Origin of the sequence: Shewanella scandinavica, assembly GCF_031932065.1 — a bacterium.
Classification (GTDB): domain Bacteria; phylum Pseudomonadota; class Gammaproteobacteria; order Enterobacterales; family Shewanellaceae; genus Shewanella; species Shewanella baltica.
Genome location: NZ_JAUOES010000027.1, coordinates 25,437 through 51,589 on the forward strand (window position 1 = coordinate 25,437; position 26,153 = coordinate 51,589).

25 protein-coding genes are annotated in these 26,153 nt (G+C 46.4%); 18 read left to right on the forward strand and 7 right to left on the reverse strand.

The window, feature by feature from the left end; translation table 11 throughout:
* Positions 1–394: 394 nt before the first annotated feature.
* From Q4Q50_RS18585 to Q4Q50_RS18625, 9 genes are all read left to right on the forward strand, one after another.
* Positions 395–823, forward strand: a complete 429-nt coding sequence (locus Q4Q50_RS18585) for a pilin (protein ID WP_311900564.1) — start codon at positions 395–397, stop codon at positions 821–823.
* A gap of 118 nt (positions 824–941) precedes the next feature.
* Positions 942–2,654: a type IV-A pilus assembly ATPase PilB gene (gene pilB, locus Q4Q50_RS18590; RefSeq protein WP_311900565.1), complete on the forward strand. Its 1,713-nt coding sequence runs from the start codon at positions 942–944 to the stop codon at positions 2,652–2,654.
* A gap of 123 nt (positions 2,655–2,777) precedes the next feature.
* The gene (locus Q4Q50_RS18595; protein ID WP_311900566.1) at positions 2,778–4,043 is read left to right on the forward strand and encodes a type II secretion system F family protein; all 1,266 of its coding nucleotides are present in this window, start codon (positions 2,778–2,780) and stop codon (positions 4,041–4,043) included.
* Positions 4,044–4,086: 43 nt separating this feature from the next.
* Positions 4,087–5,013, forward strand: coding sequence for a prepilin peptidase (locus Q4Q50_RS18600; RefSeq protein ID WP_311900567.1), 927 nt, complete (start codon positions 4,087–4,089; stop codon positions 5,011–5,013).
* Positions 5,014–5,052: 39 nt separating this feature from the next.
* On the forward strand, positions 5,053–5,670 hold the full coding sequence (gene coaE, locus Q4Q50_RS18605; RefSeq protein WP_311900568.1) for a dephospho-CoA kinase: 618 nt from the start codon (positions 5,053–5,055) through the stop codon (positions 5,668–5,670).
* Positions 5,663–6,397: a cell division protein ZapD gene (gene zapD, locus Q4Q50_RS18610; RefSeq protein ID WP_311900569.1), complete on the forward strand. Its 735-nt coding sequence runs from the start codon at positions 5,663–5,665 to the stop codon at positions 6,395–6,397. The genes coaE and zapD overlap by 8 nt, the downstream gene beginning before the upstream one ends.
* A gap of 73 nt (positions 6,398–6,470) precedes the next feature.
* The gene (gene yacG, locus Q4Q50_RS18615; protein ID WP_006083355.1) at positions 6,471–6,680 is read left to right on the forward strand and encodes a DNA gyrase inhibitor YacG; all 210 of its coding nucleotides are present in this window, start codon (positions 6,471–6,473) and stop codon (positions 6,678–6,680) included.
* 76 nt (positions 6,681–6,756) lie between these two features.
* Positions 6,757–7,149, forward strand: coding sequence for an 8-oxo-dGTP diphosphatase MutT (gene mutT, locus Q4Q50_RS18620; RefSeq protein WP_311900571.1), 393 nt, complete (start codon positions 6,757–6,759; stop codon positions 7,147–7,149).
* Positions 7,150–7,379: 230 nt separating this feature from the next.
* Complete coding sequence (locus tag Q4Q50_RS18625) at positions 7,380–7,916, forward strand: thioredoxin family protein (RefSeq protein ID WP_311900572.1); 537 nt, start codon at positions 7,380–7,382, stop codon at positions 7,914–7,916.
* A 64-nt stretch (positions 7,917–7,980) separates the two neighbouring features.
* Here the strand turns inward: Q4Q50_RS18625 and Q4Q50_RS18630 are convergent, their stop codons facing one another.
* Positions 7,981–8,907 carry a Ppx/GppA phosphatase family protein gene (locus Q4Q50_RS18630; protein ID WP_311900573.1) on the reverse strand — a complete coding sequence of 309 codons (927 nt, stop codon included), beginning with the start codon at positions 8,905–8,907 and terminating at the stop codon, positions 7,981–7,983.
* Positions 8,908–10,224, reverse strand: a complete 1,317-nt coding sequence (gene rhlB / locus Q4Q50_RS18635) for an ATP-dependent RNA helicase RhlB (RefSeq protein WP_006083359.1) — start codon at positions 10,222–10,224, stop codon at positions 8,908–8,910.
* 152 nt (positions 10,225–10,376) lie between these two features.
* On the opposite strand from rhlB, the gene trxA reads away from it, so the two are divergent.
* The gene (gene trxA / locus Q4Q50_RS18640) at positions 10,377–10,703 is read left to right on the forward strand and encodes a thioredoxin TrxA (protein ID WP_006083360.1); all 327 of its coding nucleotides are present in this window, start codon (positions 10,377–10,379) and stop codon (positions 10,701–10,703) included.
* Between the two features lie 209 nt (positions 10,704–10,912).
* Positions 10,913–12,178, forward strand: coding sequence for a transcription termination factor Rho (gene rho, locus Q4Q50_RS18645; RefSeq protein WP_011787892.1), 1,266 nt, complete (start codon positions 10,913–10,915; stop codon positions 12,176–12,178).
* Between the two features lie 55 nt (positions 12,179–12,233).
* On the opposite strand, the gene Q4Q50_RS18650 is transcribed toward rho, so the two are convergent.
* On the reverse strand, positions 12,234–13,160 hold the full coding sequence (locus Q4Q50_RS18650; protein ID WP_311900574.1) for a LysR family transcriptional regulator: 927 nt from the start codon (positions 13,158–13,160) through the stop codon (positions 12,234–12,236).
* Positions 13,161–13,294: 134 nt separating this feature from the next.
* On the opposite strand from Q4Q50_RS18650, the gene Q4Q50_RS18655 reads away from it, so the two are divergent.
* Both Q4Q50_RS18655 and Q4Q50_RS18660 read left to right on the forward strand, forming a co-directional pair.
* A complete protein-coding gene (locus Q4Q50_RS18655; RefSeq protein WP_311900575.1) occupies positions 13,295–14,317 on the forward strand; it encodes a zinc-binding alcohol dehydrogenase family protein in 1,023 nt (340 codons plus the stop codon).
* On the forward strand, positions 14,314–14,598 hold the full coding sequence (locus Q4Q50_RS18660) for a putative quinol monooxygenase (RefSeq protein WP_006084381.1): 285 nt from the start codon (positions 14,314–14,316) through the stop codon (positions 14,596–14,598). The genes Q4Q50_RS18655 and Q4Q50_RS18660 overlap by 4 nt, the downstream gene beginning before the upstream one ends.
* Positions 14,599–14,648: 50 nt before the next feature.
* On the opposite strand, the gene Q4Q50_RS18665 is transcribed toward Q4Q50_RS18660, so the two are convergent.
* The 4 genes from Q4Q50_RS18665 to Q4Q50_RS18680 all read right to left on the reverse strand — a co-directional run bounded on the left by Q4Q50_RS18665 (position 14,649) and on the right by Q4Q50_RS18680 (position 19,062).
* Positions 14,649–15,380: a fumarate reductase iron-sulfur subunit gene (locus Q4Q50_RS18665; RefSeq protein WP_220591300.1), complete on the reverse strand. Its 732-nt coding sequence runs from the start codon at positions 15,378–15,380 to the stop codon at positions 14,649–14,651.
* The gene (locus Q4Q50_RS18670; protein WP_311900577.1) at positions 15,380–17,386 is read right to left on the reverse strand and encodes a fumarate reductase flavoprotein subunit; all 2,007 of its coding nucleotides are present in this window, start codon (positions 17,384–17,386) and stop codon (positions 15,380–15,382) included. Before Q4Q50_RS18670 ends, Q4Q50_RS18665 begins: the two co-directional genes overlap by 1 nt.
* A 109-nt stretch (positions 17,387–17,495) precedes the next feature.
* Positions 17,496–18,167, reverse strand: coding sequence for a fumarate reductase cytochrome b subunit (locus Q4Q50_RS18675; RefSeq protein WP_311900578.1), 672 nt, complete (start codon positions 18,165–18,167; stop codon positions 17,496–17,498).
* A gap of 172 nt (positions 18,168–18,339) precedes the next feature.
* A complete protein-coding gene (locus Q4Q50_RS18680; protein WP_220591303.1) occupies positions 18,340–19,062 on the reverse strand; it encodes a fumarate reductase cytochrome b subunit in 723 nt (240 codons plus the stop codon).
* Positions 19,063–19,446: 384 nt separating this feature from the next.
* Here Q4Q50_RS18680 and prmA point away from each other — a divergent pair, with 384 nt between their 5' ends.
* The 5 genes from prmA (at position 19,447) to ric (ending at position 26,153) form a co-directional block, all read left to right on the forward strand.
* Positions 19,447–20,328, forward strand: a complete 882-nt coding sequence (gene prmA, locus Q4Q50_RS18685) for a 50S ribosomal protein L11 methyltransferase (RefSeq protein ID WP_063884687.1) — start codon at positions 19,447–19,449, stop codon at positions 20,326–20,328.
* A gap of 174 nt (positions 20,329–20,502) precedes the next feature.
* Positions 20,503–21,471: a tRNA dihydrouridine synthase DusB gene (gene dusB, locus Q4Q50_RS18690; protein ID WP_006083370.1), complete on the forward strand. Its 969-nt coding sequence runs from the start codon at positions 20,503–20,505 to the stop codon at positions 21,469–21,471.
* A 16-nt stretch (positions 21,472–21,487) separates the two neighbouring features.
* On the forward strand, positions 21,488–21,793 hold the full coding sequence (fis, locus tag Q4Q50_RS18695; protein WP_006083371.1) for a DNA-binding transcriptional regulator Fis: 306 nt from the start codon (positions 21,488–21,490) through the stop codon (positions 21,791–21,793).
* A 331-nt stretch (positions 21,794–22,124) separates the two neighbouring features.
* Positions 22,125–25,115 carry a UvrD-helicase domain-containing protein gene (locus Q4Q50_RS18700; protein WP_311900579.1) on the forward strand — a complete coding sequence of 997 codons (2,991 nt, stop codon included), beginning with the start codon at positions 22,125–22,127 and terminating at the stop codon, positions 25,113–25,115.
* A gap of 228 nt (positions 25,116–25,343) precedes the next feature.
* Positions 25,344–26,153: an iron-sulfur cluster repair di-iron protein gene (gene ric / locus Q4Q50_RS18705; protein WP_311900580.1), complete on the forward strand. Its 810-nt coding sequence runs from the start codon at positions 25,344–25,346 to the stop codon at positions 26,151–26,153.

Sequence of the window (26,153 nt, forward strand, 5' to 3'; positions counted from 1 at the left end):
GCCGTTTGGTCAACCTCACCTAAGGTCAGCACTGGGATTCTTTTTAAAATTGCCTAGTTCACTTTTTTGAGAGGCATATTTTTGAAAACGTTAGCCTAAGGTGCGGTTGCCGAAACAATTTATTCAAACAAGCGCTAACCCAGCATTAACCTTGTGCTAATTTAGCGCTAATTTAGTAAAGCGGGCTTGGATAAATCAGCATGAGTCATTACACATGGGTCATTCAAGATCATCGGTGTACTGTTAATGTTACATAGATCATATAAATGATTTTATTGACATAAATGAGTAATAAAGTTTGATGAGATAAAACAATTTATAGAGTAAAACAGCGGTTAGGTTAAACACTCTATTCAACCACAGTAAGTCACTAAATAGTTAGCTGGAGAGAAAAATGAAGGCCATGAATTTAAACAAAGCATTAAATAAAAAAGCTCAGGGTTTTACTCTGATCGAACTGATGATCGTAGTTGCCATTATCGGTATTTTGGCCGCAATCGCACTACCTGCGTATCAAGATTACACTAAAAAAGCTCGCTATTCTGAGGTGAATACTGCCGTCGATGGAATGAAGACAGCTGTAACAGTTTGTTTCCACGATTTAGGAACCATAACAGGCTGTTCTGCTGGCTCTAACGGTGTCCCTGCTGCACCCGCAGCTACAGCAAATATGGCATCAATAACTGTTGTCAATGGATTAATTACTGCCACAGGAACAGCAGCCGCAGGTGCATACACAAACGTATTAACAGGCACTGACACTGCAGGGGTTTTAACCTTCACTCAATCAGGAACTTGTTCTGCCGCTAAATATTGTAAATAGTATCTATGTCACTCAGATTTGAGGCAGTTGTTAACTGTCTCAAATTTAGAAAAATCCCAGAAACATTAGCAAATTGTTGATATTTTCTGATCCATCATTCAATTTAGGTTACTAAAGCATGCCAACTTCTGGCCTTCATTTAGGTTTGTCGACCTTATTTATCCGTAAGGGCCTGCTGAGTGAAGAGCAGATAGCTAACGCCATCACTAAATCCCGTCAGAATAAGCAAGCCTTAGTTAGTACCTTAGTGCAACAAAAGCTGGTCTCTGCTAGAGCCATCGCAGAGTTATGCTATGAAGAATATGGCACACCATTATTAGATTTAAATGAATTTGATCTCGCTTCCATTCCTGAGGACTTTCTCAATAAAAAGCTGATTGAAAAACATCGCTGCCTACCACTGTTTAAGCGCGGCAATCGCCTCTATATAGGCACATCCGACCCGACCAATATTGCCGCCCTCGAAGATTTCCAATTTAGTGCAGGCTTGCACGCAGAAGCCATTCTGGTAGAAGAAGATAAACTCGCTAAGGCGCTGGAAAAAATCCTTGAAGAAGATATCAGCGGGCTCGATATCAGTAGCATGGATGAGGCGGCGCTGGCGGGGATTGAAATTACCGACACAGATAGGCGCAACGAAGAACCCACTGGTGATAGTAGCGATGATGCACCTATTGTTATTTATATTAATAAAATTTTAACCGATGCCATTCGTAAAGGCGCCTCGGATTTGCACTTCGAACCCTATGAGAAGCGCTACCGCATTCGTTTTCGCATTGACGGTATTCTGCACGAAGTATCAGAACCCCCAGTTAGCCTTGCCAGCCGTTTATCAGCGCGGCTAAAAGTGATGTCGAAACTCGATATTGCCGAACGCCGCGTACCACAAGACGGCCGTATTAAGATGAAACTTTCCCGCACTAAGTCCATTGACTTTCGGGTAAGCACTTTGCCAACCCTGTGGGGCGAAAAAATTGTAATGCGGATTTTGGACTCATCCTCCGCACAATTAGGCATTGAAAAGCTCGGCTACGAGCCCGACCAAGAAAAACTTTACCTTGAAATGTTAGCAAAACCTCAAGGCATGATTTTAGTGACCGGCCCTACAGGCTCAGGTAAAACCGTCTCTCTCTATACTGGGTTAAATATTCTCAATACCGAAGAGCGCAATATTTCTACCGCAGAAGATCCGGTTGAGATTAACCTTGAAGGCGTGAACCAAGTCCACATTAATTTAAAAGCAGGTCTCACTTTCGCCTCTGCTTTACGTTCATTCCTACGCCAAGACCCCGATGTGGTGATGGTGGGTGAAATTCGCGATCTTGAAACCGCCGAGATAGCCATTAAAGCGGCACAAACGGGTCACTTAGTATTATCGACCTTACACACTAATTCGGCCGCCGAAACCTTGACTCGTTTAATCAATATGGGTGTACCAGGTTATAACATCGCCAGCTCAGTTAACCTGATTATTGCCCAGCGTTTAGCCCGTCGTCTATGCCCCGAATGTAAACAAGCGGAAGTGATCCCCGAGCATGAATTATTGCGCTTAGGCTTTGCCCAAGCACAAATTACTCAAGGCTTTACCACCTTTAAACCTGTTGGTTGCGAACATTGTTCAGGCGGCTACAAAGGCCGAGTCGGTATTTACGAAGTAATGAAGATGTCCGATGAGATAGCGCGTACTATCATGGAGGGTGGTAATTCTTTGCAAATTGCCTCCCAAGCTAAAGCCCAAGGAATGCGAGATTTACGGCAATCAGGATTATTAAAGGTACTCCATGGCGTAACGAGTATTGCTGAAGTCAACCGAGTCACGAGTTTCGACTAAACTCCATATCCATACAAAAGAATGGGCAATAAAACTACCACTTTCAATATTTATGCTTAATACTTAACGTCTGTATTAATAATCTTATCCCCTTAATTTAATAAGAATTATCTAGGAAACATTATGGCTACGGCAACCACAGCAAGAAAGCCTCGCGCCAATAAGAACGACAAAAAGAGCCAACCAAAAATCTATACCTTCGAATGGAAGGGGCTCAATCGTGATGGCAAAAAAACTGGCGGAGAGTTAAAGGGGACTACCGTAGCCGAAATAAAAAGTCAGCTTAAACTGCAAGGCGTCAACCCAAAGGTTGTCCGCAAAAAAGCCTCGCCATTTTTCGCCCGTAATCCTGATATTAAGGCCATGGACATTGCCATGGTGACTCGGCAAATCGCCACTATGTTAGCCGCAGGCGTGCCTTTAGTGACCACCATAGAAATGCTTGGTCGCGGTCACGAAAAGCAAAAAATGCGCGAACTACTCGGCACTGTGCTATCAGAAATTCAATCGGGTATTCCACTTTCAGACTCGCTACGTCCTCACAGACGTTACTTCGATGACTTATATGTCGACCTAGTCGCGGCAGGGGAGCATTCAGGCTCGCTCGATGCGGTATTCGATCGTATTGCCACTTATAGGGAGAAAGCTGAGCAACTGAAATCTAAAATTAAAAAAGCCATGTTTTATCCCGCTGCTGTAGTGGTGGTGGCAATTTTAGTGACCACTCTTCTACTACTGTTTGTGGTGCCACAATTCGAAGAGATTTTTAATAGCTTTGGTGCTGAACTCCCTGCATTTACCCAGTTCATTATTGGCATATCACGTTTTTTACAAAGTTCTTGGTATATCTTCTTTTTTGCCATTGTCATCAGTATTTGGTTGTTTATACGTGCCCACCGTAATTCACAAGTCGTTCGGGATAGAGTCGATGAGTTGGTGCTCAAAATTCCCGTTATCGGTAATATTTTGCATAAAGCTGCCATGGCACGCTTTTCACGCACCTTAGCCACGACATTTGCCGCAGGCGTCCCCTTAATCGATGGTATGGAATCTGCCGCTGGCGCATCGGGTAATGCGGTTTACCGTAAAGCCTTGCTAAAAGTACGCCAAGAAGTGATGGCAGGCATGCAAATGAACGTGGCTATGCGCACCACTGGACTATTTCCCGATATGTTGATCCAAATGGTGATGATAGGCGAAGAGTCTGGATCTCTGGATAACATGCTCAATAAAGTCGCCAATATTTATGAAATGCAAGTGGATGATGCCGTTGATGGCTTATCAAGCCTGATAGAGCCTATTATGATGGTGGTTATCGGGACACTTGTAGGTGGTTTGATTGTAGGCATGTACCTACCTATCTTCCAAATGGGAAATGTCGTAGGCTAACGCTTCACTTCAATAATAGAAAAGTTAATAACAAGAACAGCTAATGAATGAATTCATCTCCCTTTTAAGCCAGTCTCTAGATCAGAGTCCTTGGCTGTTTATTGCGTTAAGCTTTATTTTTGCCGCTACCATTGGTAGTTTTTTAAATGTGGTGATCCACAGATTTCCTGTAATGATGAAGCGGGAATGGCAGCAAGAATGTAATCAGTATTTGCAGGAATACCACGAAGACACAGTCAAAAAAATAGGGATAGACCAACTCAATAAACCTATTGATGCCTTTCCTGAAAAGTACAATCTTGTTGTGCCGGGCTCAGCCTGCCCTAAATGTAAAACCTCAATTAAGCCTTGGCATAATTTGCCTATATTAGGCTGGTTAATGCTCAAAGGTAAATGCGCCGCCTGTCACGCCCCTATTTCTTCCCGCTACCCCATTATTGAATTCATCACAGGTCTACTTATCGCAACTTTAGCTTGGCATTTTGGTCCAAGCTGGCAGTTTGTTTTTGCTAGCATACTCACCTTTGTGCTTGTAGCACTGACAGGTATCGATCTTGATGAGATGCTGCTCCCCGACCAAATGACGTTACCGTTACTTTGGCTAGGCTTGATCATCAATCTAAATCATACCTTTGCGAGCCCAACCGATGCCATTATCGGTGCGGCGGCAGGCTATTTGAGCCTGTGGTCCATTTTCTGGTTGTTTAAAATCCTCACAGGCAAGGAAGGTATGGGTTATGGTGACTTTAAACTGCTAGCCGTTTTCGGTGCTTGGCTTGGCTGGCAAATGCTGCCGTTGGTGATTTTACTTTCGTCCCTCGTTGGCGCAGTCGTTGGCATCACTATGATTGTCAGTAAACTCCTGAAACAAGGGAATCCAATCCCATTTGGCCCCTATATTGCCGCAGCTGGCTGGATAGCCTTGCTATTTGGGCAACAGATTGTCGATTGGTACCTCTCAACACTGTAAGTTCTAGCAAATTAAGCACAAAGCTATCCGGAGTATGTGATGTCAAAGTTTGTTGTTGGTCTTACTGGCGGTATCGGCAGCGGTAAGACGACTGTTGCCAATTTGTTCGCCGCCGAAGGAATAACCTTAGTCGACGCCGATATCGTTGCCCGCGAGGTCGTCGCTCCGGGTTCAAAAGGATTGGAAGCGATCGTAACTCATTTTGGTGCTGAGATATTAACACCAGAGGGTGAACTCGATCGCGTCAAGTTGCGGCAGCGGATATTTAGCCATCCTGAAGAGCGCGAATGGCTAAACCAACTATTACACCCCATGATCCGCCAAGAAATGCTAGCGCAGGTAGAAAAAGCGACCTCGGCCTATGTAATTATGGTCGTGCCCTTGCTATTTGAGAACGGGTTAGATAGGTTAGTCAATCGGACTTTAGTGGTGGATATTTCACCTGAGTTGCAAATAAATCGCACCGTAAAACGTGACAATGTTGATGCATCTCAAGTTAATAACATCATTAGTAGCCAATGTAGTCGCAGCGAAAAACTCGCCAGAGCCGACGACATTATTGATAATCAAGGAGAGATATCAACCTTAAAACAAGAGGTGCTAGCATTGCACCAGCGATATTTACAACTTTCTGGTACTGATAACGCCCATGACTGAATTAGTTTACGAACAGCCCTTAAACGAGAAAATTCGCAGCTACTTGCGGCTCGAATACCTCGATAAACAGCTGCAAAGTAACCTAAATCATGACCACCAACATAGATGTTTTTATCCGCTATTTTCTCTCTGTGAATTGTCCGAACGCTGTGATTATCGTAATGAAGTATTAAAAGACATTGAACGGCACTTGCTGCAACTCAGCAAATGGCAAGAATTAGATCACGTCGACCACCAGCAAATCGACCTTTATATCAATGCCCTCACCCAAGCCCGCGAACCGTTGCAAAAGCCAGAACGCTTCGGCAGCCAACTAAAACAAGACAGATTTATTTCTGCGCTACGACAACGCTTTGGCATGCCGGGCGCCTGCTGTAACTTCGATCTGCCGCAACTGCATTATTGGCTAGCTAAACCTTGGGAAGAAAAACAACAAGACTACCGCGATTGGATAGCACACTTCGAACCTTTGCTCACCCCCATCACCCTATTGCTCCAACTCACCCGCAGCACGGCCCATTACGACAATGCCGTTGCCCATGCAGGATTTTATCAGGGTGACAGTGCTCAAGCACTTGCTTTGGTGCGAGTCAAAGTCGATGCCTCCCACGGGTGTTATCCTACGATTAGCGGCCATAAAAACCGTTTTGCAATCCATTTTGTGCAGTTTGAACAACAACGCCACTCCGACCGTTCGATTGATTTCTTACTGGCTACCTGTGCATGAAGCCTTTACACTAATGGCCTGAAAGACATTAGTATTGACGGCAGCTGTATCGCCGTTAACCAAGAGAACAATTATGCCATTGACCGTTAACTGCCCTATCTGCAAAGCCCCTGTCGAGTGGGTGCCACAATCTGCATTTAAACCTTTCTGCAGCGAGCGCTGTAAGCTCATCGACCTCGGCGATTGGGCGTCAGAGAAGCATGTCATCCCAGTGAAGGCCGAATTTGATCCCGAAGCATTTGATGAATTTGATCTCGATGAAGGCGACTTTTTTAAAGAATAATGCGAAGCGCTAGCTGCACAGCTTACGCCATCACAGCGATTAATTTGCCCAACTCTCTACTCAATAGATAAATATTATGACTAAACGCATCCATGTTGCCGTCGGCATTATTACTAACTCGGCCGGTGACATTCTGTTGGCAAAACGCCCAGACCATTTACATCAAGGTGGGAAATGGGAATTTCCTGGCGGCAAAGTTGAAGCGGGCGAAACGGTTACTCAAGCGCTGATCCGTGAACTTAAAGAGGAAGTCGCGCTCGATGTCACCGATAGTCAGCCATTTATGGCGCTGAGTTTCGATTATCCCGATAAACAAGTGCTACTTGATATCCATTCAGTCACGGAATGTAATGGTACAGCTCAAGGCCTCGAAGGTCAGCTTATCGCTTGGGTCACTAAAGCCGACTTAGTTAATTACGACTTCCCCGACGCTAATAAGCCTATTCTAGAAAAAATTCTCGCCCAGTAATCGAGCCATTTAGCTTATTATTTCAATGCGCTCAGTCCCCGAATTGCAATTCGGGGATGAACTTTTTCAATGCCTTAACTCCGCAAACCATGCAATCCTGTGATCGTTAAGCTTATAGATATTAGCAATGCGTGATCTAGCTTGCAGCAAACCAATGATCCGCTTTAATCGCATCGAGAATAATGTTTGAATCAAGCTTCATTCTTTCTCTTCGATTTTAAGGGCGCATCATGCACAATAACGTTAAGGTATTCATAGCCACTACTGCCTTATTTTTTAGTTGTCAGGTACTAGCCAATGGTGGCTGTGGATTTGAAGAACAACAACAGGGCTTAATTGCGACCTGCAGCGAGGAGAAACAAGAAGTGATTTTAACTGGCATAGTCGAAGCACAACATTTAGTCACAGATCTTAATGAGTTTGCCGAAGGGTATAAAAGCTACCAGGTCGACACTGCGGCAATCACTCCGCTTAAAAGCGTCACCGAACCAACTGAAATTATTGTGATCATTGGTACTTGGTGTCCAGATTGTCACCGTGAAACACCGCGCTTTATCCGTATCATGGAAGAAGTCGCCAATCCCAATATCAAAGTGACCTATATTGGTGTCGACCGGACGAAGACAGATCCCGAAGGCTTAGCTGCCAAATACGACTTTACCCGTATTCCAACCTTTATTGTGCTGCAGCAAGGTAAAGAAGTTGGCCGTATCGTAGAGCGCCCAACCGTTTCCTTAGAAAAAGATCTTGCCGATTTATTGAAATAATCGACGCAGTACAAACAACAAAGGCCGCATAGCGGCCTTTGGTTTTTATCCATTCAGAGAAAGATTAGCTCGCTTCGTCAATAATTCGCTGAGCTAACATCACTAAAACGCCTTCACGTAACGCGCCGCCAGATAAGGCTAAATGCTCGATCCCCAGCAACTCAAACAAAGCCAACAAAATAGCGACACCCGCTGCAAAAGTCGGTGCCCGCTCGCTACAAAGCCCAGCAATCCCCGTTAAGCTAATATCTTCTTGGGCGAGAATTTCAGCCTTCAACTGAGTGAGTACATCGAGCGTTATCGTCTCAGATAAGCCACGGTGAAGCAGTACTTCAACCACAGATTGCACAGCGCCAGAGGCGCCAACAACACAATGCCAGCCTAGATCGCGTAGCGTTTGTCTATGCTCAGCTAATGCGGTTAGCACTTGCTGCTTGGCATCATCGAAATCTAACTGTTGCAGCGGCAAGCTACTAAAAAATTGGCGATTATAAGTCACGCTACCGAAAGGCAAACTGGTTTTGAACAACACTTGATGCCCATCACCGATAATAAACTCAGTACTCGCCCCGCCGATATCTATCACTAAACGGCGCCCTTGACCACAGGTGGTTGCCACCATGCCTTGATAGATAAGCTCAGCTTCACGCATGCCTGAGATGATTTCAATTGGATGACCAAGGAGTGGCAATGCACGCCGATTAAACTCATCGGCATTGCTGATACTGCGAAGGGTTGCGGTAGCAATCACAGCGACATGATTTGCTTCAATCCTATGTTGCACCAACATTTGGGCAAACATACTCAAACAGTCGAGGCCGCGCTGCATCACGTCATGGCTTAAGTTGCCATCGTCGCCTATACCTTCGGCGAGCCTCACCTTGCGTTTATATTTCGCAATAATATGCGGCTGACCACCACGCGTTTTGGCGATCAGCATATTAAAACTGTTTGAGCCTAATGTTATAGCGGCATAAGCGGGTGTTGGCATTTACGAATGTCTACGTGTCCTATCATGACGAGGAGGGCGAGCACCACTGCGTTGCGCACCTGGACGACTTGTCCCAGAACGATCACGCAGGTTTCGAGTGCCGCTCGGGTGTTTACGGTGGATCTTCGCTGGCGTTGGAATATCGGCCAATAAAGCTTCACTGTCGTAATTACTCACTGGAATCGAATGATTAATATAGCTTTCGATTGCTGGCAAGTTCAACGCGTACTCTTCACAGGCAAAGCTTATCGACATGCCCTTATTACCCGCACGACCCGTACGACCGATTCGGTGCACATAGTCTTCACAATCATCAGGTAAATCATAGTTATACACGTGTGAAACGTCAGAAATATGTAAACCGCGAGCCGCAACATCGGTAGCAACCAATATATCTAATTGGCCACTGGTAAACTGCTCAAGAATACGAATACGTTTTTTCTGTGGCACATCACCCGTTAACAAACCCACGCGATGTCCATCACCTTCAAGCCAAGACCAAAGCGTTTCACAGCTGTGCTTAGTGTTAGAGAAAACGATGGCCTTTTCTGGCCAATCTTCTTCAATCAAGGTCAACAGCAAACGCATCTTCTCTTCTTGCGAAGGATAGAAGATTTCTTCTTTGATGTTTTTAGAGGTTTTTTCTTCAGGAGCGATTTCGACTTTAACTGGCTCGTTCATATGATCGTAAGCCAGCTCTTGCACTTTCATCGACAAGGTTGCCGAAAATAGCATATTAAGACGTTGATTTGCCTCAGGCATACGTCTAAACAAGAAGCGGATATCTTTGATAAAACCTAGATCGAACATACGATCGGCTTCATCTAATACTACAGCCTGAATCGAATTCAGACCGATAATGCCTTGGCGAACGTAGTCGATAATTCGACCCGTAGTACCAATCAAGATATCAACACCTTGATCTAATACTTTACGCTGCACATCGTAACTTTCGCCGCCATAAACAATACCCACCTTTAAGTGAGTGTGTTTAGCGAGTAAAATCGCATCTTTAGCAATCTGAATCGCCAGTTCGCGAGTCGGAGCCATAATGATGGCGCGGGGCTGATTAATCAGTCGACCTTCAGGTACGGGAGTCGATAATAAGTGATTAAAAGTGGCGACCAAAAAGGCCATTGTCTTGCCAGTGCCCGTTTGTGCTTGACCAGCGATATCTTTTGATTGAAGTAATACAGGCAGTGATAACGCCTGGATCGGCGTACAAAATTCGAAGCCATTCTCGGCAAGGGCCTGTTTAACCTCAGGATGTAGAGGTAGGTCGGCAAACCTTTGGGTAGATAGATGTGTTTCGCTCATAGCGCAAGCTTACCTGTTGAGGTTGCAATAAGATACTCGATCGTTTGAAATAGCCACATTGTAAAAAGGTAACTTGAAAAGCTATTTTTCAGCCCCAATATACATGGTAAGCCATTAACAAACCAGCAATGGCACCCAAACTGGAGAACATCATGAGCGATAAAATTATATACCTGAGTGACGACAGCTTCGAAAACGACGTATTAAAGTCTGATTTGCCAGTATTGGTAGACTTCTGGGCCGAGTGGTGTGGTCCTTGTAAAATGATCGCTCCAATTTTAGACGATGTGTCTGAAGAATATGCAGGCCGCGTGACTATCGCTAAATTAAACGTTGACCAAAACAATGTTTCTCCAGCGAAATATGGTGTTCGTGGCATCCCAACTTTACTGTTATTCAAGAACGGCGAATTAGCCGCAACTAAAGTTGGCGCACTATCAAAAACGCAATTAAAAGAGTTTATCGACGCGCAAATCTAATTTGATGTGGTAATGAGTGACCTCCGGCACAAGCTATAAATTAATTGTGCCGGAATTTCCCTAAATTTCTGGACGCCCCGCTTTGTTAGTGCTACTTTAATAACCAGATTCTTTCTAATAACCTCTTCTCGCTCGTCAATCACTATCCTGAATTACATCCTTACTGATTGATCGCGGTAAGCTTTGTCGCGTAACACAAGACCCCCAAAATGAACTTAACTGAATTAAAAGACACGCCGATTTCTGACCTAGTCTCGCTAGCTGAAAATATGAAGCTCGAAAATATGGCCCGCGCTCGCAAGCAGGACATTATTTTCTCAATCCTTAAAGCCCACGCAAAAAGTGGAGAAGACATTTTCGGTGGTGGGGTATTAGAAATACTCCAAGACGGTTTCGGCTTCTTACGCAGCTCAGACGGTTCTTATTTAGCTGGTCCAGATGACATCTATGTCTCACCAAGCCAAATTCGCCGCTTCAACATGCGAACGGGTGATACCATTTTTGGTAAAATTCGCCCACCGAAAGAAGGCGAGCGTTATTTTGCCCTATTGAAAGTCAACGAAGTTAACTTCGATAAACCTGAAAACTCCCGTAATAAAATCCTCTTTGAAAACTTAACCCCACTCCACGCAGAAGAACGTATGCGTATGGAGCGCGGCAACGGCTCAACTGAAGATATTACCGCACGTATTCTGGATTTATGTTCACCGATTGGTAAAGGTCAACGTGGTTTGATCGTTGCACCACCAAAAGCCGGTAAAACGCTATTACTTCAAGGTATTGCTCAGAGCATCAGCTACAACAATCCAGAAGTGGTGTTGATGGTATTGCTGATCGACGAACGTCCAGAAGAAGTCACTGAGATGCAGCGCCTCGTTAAAGGTGAAGTTATCGCATCAACCTTCGATGAGCCAGCCAGCCGCCACGTTCAAGTTGCCGAAATGGTGATTGAAAAAGCCAAACGCTTGGTTGAACACAAGAAAGACGTGGTTATCCTACTCGATTCTATTACTCGTCTAGCCCGTGCCTATAACACTGTTATCCCGTCATCGGGTAAAGTGTTAACCGGTGGTGTGGATGCGAACGCCCTGCACCGTCCAAAACGCTTCTTCGGGGCAGCACGTAACATCGAACACGGCGGCAGCTTGACCATTATCGCCACTGCATTGGTTGATACCGGTTCTAAGATGGACGAAGTGATCTACGAAGAATTTAAAGGTACAGGTAACCAAGAGCTGCATCTGTCACGTAAAGCGGCAGAAAAGCGTGTGTTCCCAGCCATTGACTTCAACCGCAGCGGTACGCGTCGTGAAGAAAAACTTACTACTCAAGAAGAACTGCAAAAAATGTGGATCCTGCGTAAGATTTTAAATCCTATGGATGAAGTCAGCGCAATGGAATTCTTAATCGATAAATTGGCTATGACCAAGACTAACGAAGAATTCTTTACCGCCATGAAACGCACTAAGTCTTAATCTCAGCGAGTCGCTAAAAAAAGCCGCATGATGCGGCTTTTTTGTTTTTTGAATCCTAAGATTTTTGCACAGCCAGTATTTTACCTAAGCTTTTACTCAAAGCCTGTGTACGCTGCCGCAACATTTCCCGCAGCAATAAGACGACAGGCGTGACATGCTCGCGCCCTGGACACACTAAATACAAATCGACGGGTTCACCTTGATACTCAGGAAACAAACGCACTAATCGCCCTGAGATTAAGTCATCGGCCAGATCTAGACTCGACTTAAATACCAATCCTTTACCCGCCACAGCCCAACGACGAGCTATTTCCGCATCGTTAGCACTACGGTTGCCCGTGACACGCACTTTATATTCTTGGCCGTCGCGCCTAAATTGCCATTGGTCGTGAGTTCGCTCATCTAACATATAAAACAAACAATTATGCTCTATCAGCTGTTCTAATGAATCTGGTACACCAAACTCGGCCAAATATTCTGGCGAGGCGCACAGGACACGATCAACACTGCAGATAGGGAAAGCAACTTGGTTAGAATCCTGCGGTTTGCCATAACGCACAGCGACATCAATTTTATCGTGATAAAAGCTGCTGATATTGTCGCCAAGGTGCAAGCGCACTTGTAGCTGCGGGAAATCGAGCAAGAACTCATCGAGCCAAGGCACAAACAGATTACGACCAAAGTCTGATGAAACCGACAAGCTCAAGGTGCCGGATATCTTACCTTTGTCACTGGCGATGGCCTGCTCGCCAAGCGCTAAATCGCTTAAAGCACGACGACAATGAATAAGATAACGCTCACCTTGTACTGTCAAACGTAAGCTGCGGGTTGTACGGATAAATAAGCTAGTATCGAGCTGTTTTTCAAGCCGTTTTATTGCGGCACTGGCAGAAGCGGCGGAGATATCCATCTCGGCCGCAGCGGCAGAAATATTGCCACAATCGGCGACCCGCACGAACAAAGCTAAATCATTAATCAACATGATTATCAAAAATCCTTTGAAAAAATTACAAACTTTACCCTGTTTATCTCTTGGCTAATATTCCACACAATGGCCACAGGATACAAGTACGCTTAAACAAATCGGCTCCAGCCAGTACACCCAGAGGAATAAATATGAAAGCCATTGGTTACCAAACTGCAGGTGCAATCACAGCACCCAATGCATTAGAAGACATCACGTTAGCCGAACCGACGGCGACAGGGTTTGACCTCTTGGTGGAAGTCAAAGCCATTTCCGTCAATCCGGTCGACACTAAAATCCGTGCATCTAGCTCGGCGACAGCGGGCGAATATAAGATCATCGGCTGGGATGCGGTCGGTGTCGTCAAAGCAGTTGGCGAAAATGTCAGTCTTTTCAAAGTCGGTGATGAAGTGTGGTACGCGGGCGATATTAGTCGCAGCGGAAGTTATGCAGAATATCAATTGGTTGATGAGCGAATTGTCGGCCATAAACCTAAGAGTTTAACTTATGCCCAAGCGGCGGCATTACCCTTAACCGGCATTACAGCATGGGAGATTCTATTCGACCGCTTAGGTTTGTCCCAAGATGGTTCGGCAACTGACGCCCGTATTTTAATTATCGGCGCGGCAGGTGGCGTTGGCTCTATCATCACTCAACTGGCGGTAAAACTCACAGGGGCAGAGGTGATAGGCACTGCCTCTCGCCCAGAATCCGCCGCTTGGGTGCAACAGCTCGGCGCCGATGCGGTCATAGACCACACTAAATCACTCTCGGGCGAACTTGCCAATATTGGCATTACTGATGTGACCCATGTGATTAGCTTGACCCAAACCGACCAACATTTTGATGAAATAGTACAAGTGCTTAAGCCGCAAGGAAAACTAGCGCTTATCGATGATCCTAAAGGCCCATTAGATGTGATGAAACTCAAGCGTAAGAGTCTGTCATTGCATTGGGAGCTGATGTTTACCCGCAGCCTGTATCAAACCGAAGATATGGTAGCCCAGCATCACTTACTCAATCGCTTAAGTGCCCTTATCGATACAGGCGAATTGCAGAGTACGTTCGGTGAGCACTACGGCACCATTAATGCCCAAAACTTAATCAAGGCCCATACTCAGATTGAGTCAGGTAAAGCTATAGGTAAAATTGTTTTGGAAGGTTTTAGTCAATGAAAATAACGGTATTTGCCCAAATCATAGCGAATCAAGGCCAAAGCGACGCGCTATTTAAGATACTCAAGCAACTCGTGACGGACACGCATACCGAAGCTGGCTGCATCGAATACAAGCTGCATCACTCATTGGATGATGAAAATATCTTTTGGATGTACGAAATTTGGCAATCCCAAGCGGCATTGGATGAGCATATGGCGAGTGCGCATTTCCAAGCATTTGTCGCCCAAACGGCAGACTTAATCAGTCGAGCTGACATCCATAAAAGCTACGCCTGTTAATCAATAAAAAAGCGCCAAACGAGTTGGCGCTTTTCATTTTTCATAATGAATTAAATCAAAGTCATGGCCATCTTGCGGCGTAAATAGGCGATTTGCTGCATGTGTGGCAAATCCTTAGGGCAGTTATCTTGGCAACCCAGTAAGGTCATGCAGCCAAACACCCCATCCTGATTACCAATTACATGATAAAAATCTTCGGCAGTACGAGCGTCACGGCTATCCATCTCAAAACGGGCAATTTTCATCATACCGACGGCGCCGACAAAGGTTTCACGCATTTGCTTAGTCGCGCAAGCTGAAACACACACGCCGCACTCAACGCAGCGCTCAAGCTCATACAGGCGCGCAGCTTCGTCTGGGTCCATTGGATCTTCGAGGCGATGCACGCTGATATCGTTAGATTTTGGATGCAACCACAGCTTTAAGCGTTCGGCCAATTCCCGCATAAACTTACCGGTATTGACTGATAGGTCGCCAATCAACTCAAAGCCTGGCAGCGGCATTAGAGTGATTTCGCCCTTAGGATATTTGGCGGTTAAGGTACGACACGCTAACGTCGGGAAACCGTTAATCACCATAGCGCAACTGCCGCAAATACCGGCGCGGCAGACAAAGTCAAACTGCAATGAAGTGTCTTGTTCTTCCCTGAGTTTATTGAGGGCGATAAAGACCGTCATCCCCGGCGTTTCGGTAAGCTGATATCGCACCATTTTCGGCTTATCGTTTGGCTCCTGCGGATCATAACGAAAGATATTAAAGGTGAGCGTTCGACCTTGGCTCATTATGATTTTTCTCCTAACGCATTGGCGGACGGGCTTTTTAAAGTATCACTTAAACGTTCATTATTAGGTTGTAAGCTTTCGGGTAATTCAAAGGGCATAAGTGCCCGCTGGCGTTGATAACGGTCAGCATCGTCACCTAGCTCAGCTAAAATATTGGCAATCTGCTGCTCACGTTTTTCGGTGTCGGGATGCACTATGGCGTTGTTGATGCCATAGCCACGATAGCCCGGCGGGAGTTCCATCTTCATTACATCGAGCGCTTCGTAATTCAGCACAGGTTCGAGCGCATCGGCATCAGGCCAACTGGCCAAGGTGCGATTTAGCCAATCGCGGTCATTACGCTGCGGAAAATCCTCACGAGCATGGGCACCACGGCTCTCTGTTCGTGCCGCTGCGCCGCAGGCCACAGTCAGCGCCACTTTTAGCATACGCTTGACCCGCAGGGCTTCGACCAGCTCAGGATTGGCGTGACGCTTTTTACACTTAAGTCCGAGTTTACGCGAACGTTCCAGCAACACTTTAAGCTCGGCAACAGCCTTATCAAGCTCGGGGCCATTACGGAAAATCCCCACATAATCCATCATGATGCGCTGCATTTCACGTTTGAGGGCAAAGGCGCTCTCGTGGCCATCACCTTCGATCAGCAAATCTATTTCACTCTGCACTTGCTGCATAAAGCGTTCAGCAAGCTGAGTGTCTATCTCTAGGCTATTGTTCTCACAAAAATCGGCGACATATTTACCAATAATCATGCCGCCAACCACGGTCTCGGCCAGCGAATTACCGCCTAAACGGTTAAAACCATGCATGTCCCAACACGCCGCTTCGCCGACGCTAAACAAGCCTTTGAGCTGCGGGCTTTCACCCGTGGCATTGGTTCGAATGCCGCCCATGGAATAATGCTGCGTTGGCCGTACTGGGATCCAATCCTTAGCGGGATCGATACCGAGGAAGTTCTCACAAATTTCCTGCACTTCCCTTAGGTTAGTTTCGATGTGCTTGCGACCAAGAAGGGTAATATCCAGCCACAAATGCGGTCCATAGGGGCTATCAACGCCCTTCCCTTTACGTATGTGTTCTGTCATGCGGCGCGATACCACATCCCGCGATGCCAACTCTTTTTTATCGGGCTCATAGTCTGGCATAAAACGGTAACCGTCTTTATCGCGCAATAAGCCGCCATCACCACGGCACCCTTCCGTAGTTAAAATGCCCACGGGCACGATAGCAGTTGGATGGAATTGTACCGCTTCCATATTGCCAAGCCTTGCCACGCCCGTTTCTAACGCGAGTGCTTGACCAATGCCTTCGCAGATGATCGCATTGGTCGACACTTCATAAATGCGGCCATATCCGCCAGTGGCAATGGTGGTGGACTTAGCCACATAGGCCCTGAGTTCACCGGTTATCAAACAGCGGGCGATCACCCCATGGCAGCGCTTACCATCGTGAATAAGTGCCAAAGCTTCGATACGTTCATGGACGGGAATATCCATAGAAATCGCTTTGTTATCCATAGCATATAACAGCGAATGACCCGTACCATCGGCCGTGTAGCAAGTGCGCCATTTTTTTGTGCCGCCAAAGTCACGGGCGTTAATCAGTCCATGGGCTTCCTGCGCCTCATGCAGTGTCACTTTTTGCGCGTTCACAATCACGTCTCTTGGGCCTGCACTTACCCTTGACCAAGGCACGCCCCACGTCGCCAATTCACGCACCGCCTTAGGTGCACAGTGAGCAAACATCCGCGCCACATCTTGATCGCAGCCCCAGTCGGAACCTTTTACCGTATCTTGAAAATGCACATCCTCATCATCGCCCATGCCTTTTACGGCATTGCCTAAGCTCGCCTGCATACCGCCTTGGGCGGCAGCTGAGTGGGAGCGTTTCGCAGGAATGAGTGAGAGGACTAAGGTATCGAGTCCACGCTCTTTCGAGGCGATGGCGACCCTTAAGCCAGCGAGTCCGGCGCCTACCACTAATGAATCGGTATAAATCAGTTTCACGCCTGCTCCTTAATCGGGTCTATTATTCTTGTGCAGTTTGCTGTGTTCGACATTCTATTCATTAATAAGCTTATTCATTGATCTACTTATTCATTAATTTCCGGCGGAGTTAACTCGCATGGGGTAAAAACGCCAGCAGCGAAGCTATGCCGACGGTGACAAATAGCACGCTCACTATAGTTTTGATCTTACGTAATCGGTTGCGACTATTGAGATCCCGCGCCGCGCCCCATTTCAAGGCAACACGGTAAATACCAATCGCCGCATGTAACTCCACAGTAAGCAGCAACGGCAGGTAAACCATCCACACACCTTGGTTCCAAATACGGTCAGCGCTTCCTTGGGGACCTATGGTTTCGGGGGCTGAGCCTATGAGCCACAGATGCACAGGCAGCAAGAGTAAAATCACCACACCGCTAATAGCTTGCCAGCGCCACAGACGCGTATCACTGTGGTTGATCACCTGCATTTGTTGCCGCAATGCCCTTTGCTGACGCAAACTCATAGGTAACTTTTGCAGCGCAACTAATACATGTACTAACGCTAAAGCCGCAATACCCATTGCAATAGCCGTCACTACCCAGGGATAACCGTGGCCATCGTCGGAAAGAAAACTCAACTCCATAGTGCGCGCCACCCAATTCATGGCATCGCTACCCAGTAAAATCGATGAGACTAAGACTAAGTGGGTCCACAGAAAAACCGCGAGGATGACGCCAGACAAGCTCTGACTTAAATCCAGCCAAGCACTCCATTTTTTAATAGTTAGTTTGATCGCCATCCTCTCGCCTCACGCCGTTGACCGTATCGAGCCAATCTCATTAAGTCTTACTGCAAATTAATATCGCTCACATATCCACATGAAAACGTGAGCCAGATCAATTGAGTGCTGAATAATTAACCTAATGCTTAAATAATAGCAGTGAAACAAAATCCTGCTGCCAGCTCAAAGCCTACTCAGGCACAAAGGGCTGCACAGGAATACCCAGCTCACTGCCGATAAATAGATATGAAACTAGGCTCGCAGTACCAAGGCATAGCAAGTAAATAATCAGCACCTTGGCGAATTTTCGCAGGCCTGAGCGTTTGGTGGTTATGCCCCACTTTACCGCGACGCGATACAGGCCAATCATGGCGTGCACAACCACAGCAGGCAGCAACAGCACATACAGCAACCAAGCATTATCGTGATACACCCGCTCAGCCGATAAATGCGGGCCAATTTCAGGATTCAAAATCATAGTGAAGAGGTGAACTGGGACGAGGAAAAATAAGATAAAGCCGGTGATCAGTTGCCAAAACCACGCATGGGTATCCTTGTGGTTGATGCTACCCATGTGCAAGCGCAGGGCGCGCCATTGCCCGAGCTGCGCAGGAAAACGCCGCAGTGCCACCGCCGCATGCACTATCACCACCAATAACATAAACACCGAAAACACTTTAGTAACTATAGGGAAACCATGTCCTGTGCTGCTGAACATGCCACCTTCAAGCAACTGCACTACATGGTAAAAAGCCTCTTTACCCAGCAAAATGCTCGACTCAAAATGCATATGCAGCAATAAAAAGCCGCCGAGCATAATCCCTGTCGCGCTCTGTAGCCTGTCAGCCTTTGCTGACCAAGGATGACCTTGCGATGTACTCACCCTATTGTGAACTCGAGTTATGCTTGTCATCTTGGATTCACCTATGTCGTTTGTCGTTGGCACCTCTTGGCAAACTACACCATAGCAGTAACGCAGATCCGGCTTCAGCATCACAGATTTAAAGCGTGAGCCAACTCACCTGATTGAGTGCAACTCTTAGAACAAGATCACAAAAAACGCACCAAACCAAACAAAGGTAAAACCAATTAACCAATATATTTCATGGTGTTATACAAAAAATTAAAACTGACAATTCGCTTTCCAGCACCAATCGATGCGTGTTCGCTAACACTTTGTCTACGCAGACAAAAACGCTACACCGCGATAGTCAGTCGCAGAACCTTAAGCCATGGTTTACAATAGCGCGATATTTTGAACCCTTAGCGTTTGCACACTCAGCCACAGGATGCCCCCATGCCTTGGATCCAACTCCGAATCAACACCAATAGCGACGACGCTGAAACCATCAGCGACTTGCTCATGGAAGAAGGCTCAGTCTCTATCACCTTTGAAGACGGTAAAGACACCCCTATTTTTGAACCTAAACTGGGCGAAACCCCACTGTGGCGCGATACCGTTGTCGTTGCCCTATTCGATGCAGAAACCGATCTGACACCGACCATCGCCATGTTGAAAACCTTGCCTTTCCTCGGCGAGAACTTCAGCCATAAGGTCGAGCAAATTGAAGATAAAGACTGGGTGCGCGAATGGATGGATAACTTCCACCCAATCCAATTCGGCACGCGTTTGTGGATCTGCCCAAGCTGGCGCGAGATCCCCGATCCAACTGCAGTCAATGTGATCCTCGATCCAGGTCTTGCCTTCGGCACAGGTACTCACCCTACGACTGCTCTGTGTTTAGAGTGGTTAGACAGCTTAGATTTAAGCAATGAAGAAGTGATCGACTTTGGCTGTGGCTCTGGCATCTTAGCCGTAGCGGCACTGAAACTGGGCGCGAAAAACGTCACAGGTATCGATATCGACTATCAAGCCATCGACGCCTCACGTGCCAACGCCGAGCGCAATGATGTCGCCGACAAGCTAGCCTTGTACTTGCCAGAGGACCAACCCGCCGATCTCAAAGCCGACGTTCTGGTCGCCAATATTCTTGCCGGCCCACTGCGTGAATTAGCGCCTTTGATCGCAGAACGCGTAAAAACCGGTGGCAAACTTGCCCTTTCCGGTCTCCTCAAAGAACAAGCCCAAGAAATCTCTGACTTTTATAGCCAATGGTTCGATATGGACGCAGCGGCTCACAAAGAAGATTGGAGCCGCTTGACAGGCAAGCGTAAATAGCGCTAAAGGGTGGCGCAACATGCGCCACCGCTGGCTTCTAACTATTCAGCCTCTGACTTCTCGTCGATTAAAAGTCAAGAAAAAAAATTACATCTAGGTCATTTATTGACCTTTTCACGGCCAACAAAAAGGGCTACTATAGCGCCCCTTTGAAGAGCTAAGGTGAAACATAAAATGCAGATTGGACCCTATCAACTGAACAATCAGCTGATCGTGGCACCAATGGCAGGTGTCACCGATCAAGCTTTCCGTAATCTTTGTCTTCGTTATGGCGCAGCCCTAGCGGTTTCCGAGATGCTTTCATCCAATCCTGAGGTTTGGGATACAGATAAAAGCCGCCAGCGCATGACGCATTCTGGCGAGGAAGGCATCCGCTCAGTGCAAATTGCAGGAGCCGATCCTGATTTAATGGCGCAAGCCGCGTTGTTCAATGTTGAACAAGGCGCTCACATCATTGATATCAATATGGGTTGCCCCGCGAAAAAAGTGAATAAAAAGCTGGCTGGCTCAGCGCTGATGCAAAACCCGCCGCTGGTAAAAGAAATTTTACAAGCCGTGGTCGCCGCAGTGAATGTGCCCGTCACGTTAAAGATTCGCACCGGCTGGGAGCCAGAACACAAGAATGGTGTTCAAATCGCCCAGATTGCCCAAGATTGTGGCATCGCCTCGCTCGCCGTTCACGGTCGCACGAGACAATGTATGTACAGAGGCGACGCTGAGTACGACACGATCAAAGCAATCAAACAGAATGTCTCGATTCCTGTCGTCGCTAATGGGGATATCGACAGTCCGGAGAAAGCCCGCTTTGTGCTGGAATACACCGGTGCCGATGCCTTGATGATAGGACGGGGTGCTCAAGGACGGCCTTGGATTTTCAGAGAAATCCAGCACTACTTGGAAACGGGTAATAAGCTAGCGCCCATTGAGGTTGCCGAACAGCGTCAAGTGATGCTGGAACACCTCACCAAACTTTATGATTTGTATGGTGAATACAAGGGTATCCGCTTCGCCAGAAAACATATGGGATGGTACCTAGACCAAGAAGCTCAGCGCCAATTTAGGGCTGACTTTAATCGGCTGGAAACCGCTGCAGAACAGTATTCCCTCGTGGAATGTTATTTTGATGAATTAGTACAGAATTAATAAAGAGCAGAATAGAATGTTTGATCAGACAACTAACACAGAAGTTCACCAGCTTACCGTTGGCAAAATCGAAACCGCAAACGGCACTATCAAGCCCCAGTTATTACGTGACGCAGTAAAGCGTGCCGTAACTAACTTCTTCGCACAGTTGGACGGTCAGGAAGCACAAGAAGTTTATGAAATGGTGCTAAGCGAAGTTGAAGCGCCTCTGCTTGACATCATCATGCAACACACTCGTGGCAACCAAACCCGCGCAGCAAACATGCTAGGTATCAACCGTGGTACTCTGCGTAAAAAATTGAAAAAATACGGCATGAACTAATCCGTAAGGATTAAGCTGTTGTATTGAGAAAAGAAAAGGCCTGAAGAGATTCAGGCTTTTTTGCTTTCTGATACACGGTTTTCTAATGTACACCTTTCTAATGCCCGCCCTTCTTATGCATATAGTTACACAGCCAAGAGAATGCTTGGTTCACGCCAACTAAGACATAATTCACCAACACTATAAGCTTGGCTGCGTTTGATGACCAAAACCAATAGACAATCCATACAGAGCTATAGCATAACCTTGACACGAGCTATCGGGTTTTAAGTTATAATGCATTTAAAAATCAGCCTGTTAATTCTAAAACTTTTTAGCCGTAGGTTTTACATTGTCATTGACTCACTCTGAACAAGATATCAAGCACAGTTGGTTTGGCCATTTCTTTATTGGCAAAGCTGATGCGGTAAAACTCAGCGCCAGTGGTATTAGCATTAATCGCACTAAAGGCGGCTTTTTTGCTCACTCTCGCCGCGCTAACAAAGTAGCCGCTGACGAATGCTTTACCTTGCAGCAACTGGACTCTCCGCCAGTTTTTACCTTAAGTCCGCTCGGATATTTACTCAGTTTCACAGTATCTGGCAAAGCCTATCAACTGCCGTTTCTTAGCTATTTTGCACAGCATCAATTTGGCAATGAAATCGCACTGCTTTGGGCGAATGCCAACGGGCCGCGCATTGCTGAGTTAGTGGCGAAAGTCGATAAAATACTGGCACACACTTATTTACGTGAATCACGTTTAGCAATGATACAAGCCAGAGTCGCGCGCGAATATCAGCGTTGGTTCCCTTGGTGTGAAAACCTGCCATTAGCGACACATTTACGCTCTGTGTTAGCGAGGCTTGAGCAAATCCACCACTGGACTCGCGCCGATGTAAAGCAGCTGCGCGAAGATTACGTTCAGTCTCAGCTCGTTAAATTTGCCGACTATTTTGAGCGTGTAGAATCTAACCCCTTAACCGAAAAACAGCGCCGAGCTTGTATTATCGATGATAACAATAACTTGCTATTGGCAGGTGCAGGCACGGGCAAGACCAGTGTGATGGTCGGGCGAACGGGATATTTACTTAAGAGTGGTCAAGCAAAACCCGATGAAATACTGCTGTTAGCCTATGGCCGTCAAGCGGCTGACGAGATGGATGAGCGGATGAAAAACAAGCTTGGCACTGAGGATATCAAGGCGAGTACTTTCCACAGTTTAGGCTTAAAAATTATCGCCGATGTTGAGCGCGCTAAACCCAGTTTGTCCCCTTGGGCAGAAGATGACAAAGCCAAAGCGCTGTGGGTGCACAATACCCTTGAGACTTTGATTGAAGATGTGGCTTACCGTAAGCAGCTTTTCGAGTACTTCAGCCGTTTCTATTATGTTGAAAAAAGCCCGTTCGAGTTCGAGGTGGAAGGTGAGTATTTTCAATACTTGAATGACAACGATATTCGCAGTCTTAAAGGTGAGCGAGTCAAAAGCTTTGGTGAGCTTTACATTGCCAACTGGCTATTTAGCAACGGCATCGAATATGTTTATGAAGCTAAGTATGAGCATGATGTGCGCAGTATTGATTTTCGTCAGTATCAACCCGATTTCTATCTGCCTGAATATCAAGTTTATCTTGAATACTATGGTATTGATGAACACCACAATACCGCCCCTTATATCGATAACCAAAAGTACTTGGAATCGATGGCATGGAAACGCCAGCTACATCAACAACATGGTACTAAGTGTATTGAGCTATTTTATTACCAACATAAAAACGGGTCGTTAATCGGTAAGCTTGAGCAAGCTTTACAGATCTTTAAAGTGCAATACGCGCCCTTACCCGATGAAGCCATACTCGCCACCCTGCATGAACTAGGCCGCGTAACCGAATTGGCAAAAATGTTTAGTCAGCTGATTGGCCTATATAAAGCAACTTGCCTTGATGAACATGGTCTTGAGGGAGTATTTGCCCGCGCCGCCGATACTCAGCAGACGCGTAAGGCATTCGAACTGCTTGAGCCCATACTCACGCGCTATGAGCAACATTTAGCAATAAATGGCGACATTGATTTTGAGGACATGATTGGCAAAGCGCTGACGTATCTACAACGCGGGCAATTTATTAGCCCGTGGCGTTTTATTATGGTGGATGAGTTCCAAGATATTTCAGAACCACGTGCCCGCTTAGTGCGTGCTTTGAGGGATTCCTGTGCGCCCCATTCTAAAGCGCAGGCGTCTTTATTTTGTGTCGGGGATGACTGGCAGGCGATTTATCGCTTTAGCGGCGCAGATGTGAGTTTAACCACGCAATTTACTCACTATTTTGGCCCAACCACCCAAAGCGACTTAGATCTGACTTTTAGGTTTAACAGCAGTATTGGGCAAGTCGCTACCCAGTTTGTCACCCAAAATCCCACACAATTGAGCAAGGATATTCGCTCCCTCAAGCAGGTCGCCTCCCCCGCGGTTTCAATATTACGCCGCGGAGAAAATGAACCACCCAATAAAGATGAGCCAAGCCAGAATGCACTGGAACAAGCATTAACGGCAATAAGTGCAAGGATAAACGCCGGAAATGACAAACTTAGCAGCTTACCAAGCGTCTATTTGCTGGCACGTTTTTGGTTTCAGTTACCCGATAACAGCCAAGTTAACCAACTCAAGGCTAAGTACCCCAACGTGAAGATTGAGTGCCAATCATTTCACGCTTCGAAAGGGAAAGAAGCCGATTATGTGGTGATCATGGGGATGAAGACGGGAATGCATGGCTTTCCGTCGATGAAAATTACGCCGCCGATACTGGATGCTTTTTTACCTAAAACTGAAGCATTTGAATTTGCAGAAGAACGCCGACTATTTTATGTCGCATTAACGCGGGCAAAACACCGTGTCTATGTGATTGCTGATATGACAGATGTGAGCCCTTTCGTCACTGAACTGCTTACAAAAGACTACCCAATTGAACAAGATGAGTTCAACACCTCTTTAGTACAAAGGTTATTTGAAGAAGTAAAATGCGTGCGTTGTAGCACGGGAACGCTTAAGCCTAGAACAGGGAATTTTAAATCGTTTTATTCTTGCTCACATTTTCCCTTGTGCGATCACAAGGAGCAAGGCTGCGAACTCTGCGCTAGCCCAATGACGCGTAACCGTTTTGCAGGCTTTAAGGTGTGCCTAAATGAGGCTTGTGGACATATATCACCGCTTTGTAACCTCTGCGGCGGCGATATGCTGTTGAAAGATGGTCGATTCGGCCCCTTTTGGGCCTGTCGCAATTACCGCGGGCAAAACCTACCCAGTTGTACGAATACACTAAACAAGGCCAAGTTGTCGCTTCCGAATTAAGTGATAAAAAATGAAACGCTTTGGCGTGATCGTCACTCAGTATCTCAACGTTTCGAGAGCCAATTTGCCAGCTACAAATAAGTCAGGCGACCTACTCCTTAAGAGATATTTCGCTCGGTTAACTGTGACACCATCAGCAAATCCTGAGTATTTTAGTCGGGTTTAGTTGCTACGCATTAAAGCTGCAAATAATATGAATGTAAATTTATTGCTGCTTTGGAGCTATTCATGTCTGCTACTTCTATCCCGCAAGATGCACAACCCTCAGTTCATGGTGTGGGTTATCAACCTCGCCATGATTCACAACTTGGTCAAGGTTCAGAGCTCAGTGAGAGCGCTCAAGATAGCCACTGGCTAGCACGAAAAGTCGGTGAGTTAGTTGCCGAAGATTTTCGCCGCGCCCATGTGTTCAGCCAATTTGGTATCGATTTCTGTTGTGGCGGCGGTAAACCGCTGTCGATCGCCTGCGAGCGTGCAGAAATAGATCCCGCAAAAGTGGTTGCTGCGCTGAATGCGGTAACACTGACTGGCAGCAAAGAAGATGAATTGAATCAATTACCCTTAGATCTACTTATTGAATATATAGAATCAACGCACCATCAATACGTGCGCGAAAAAGCACCGTTATTGGTCGAATACTCCGAGAAGATGGTCCGCGCCCACAGTGAGCACTATGCCGAAATAGTTCCCTTTGCGGGTTGGGTACGTGCTTTAGTAGAAGACCTGATGCCGCATTTAATGAAAGAAGAGAAAATACTGTTTCCGGCGATACGCGGTTTGAGTCAAGCAGAGCACATTGAAACTTGCTTTGGCCATATTGGTAATCCCATCAATGCGATGCAGCACGAACATGAAGAAGTCGGTTTGATCTTGCAAAAATTACACGAGCTCACGAACGACTTCACACCACCGGAACATGCTTGCACTACGTGGCGTGTGTGTTATGCCACGCTAGCGGAATTTGAGGCTGATTTACATCAGCATATTCACTTAGAAAACAATATTCTATTTCCTAAGGCATTAGGTCTCGCTCAATAA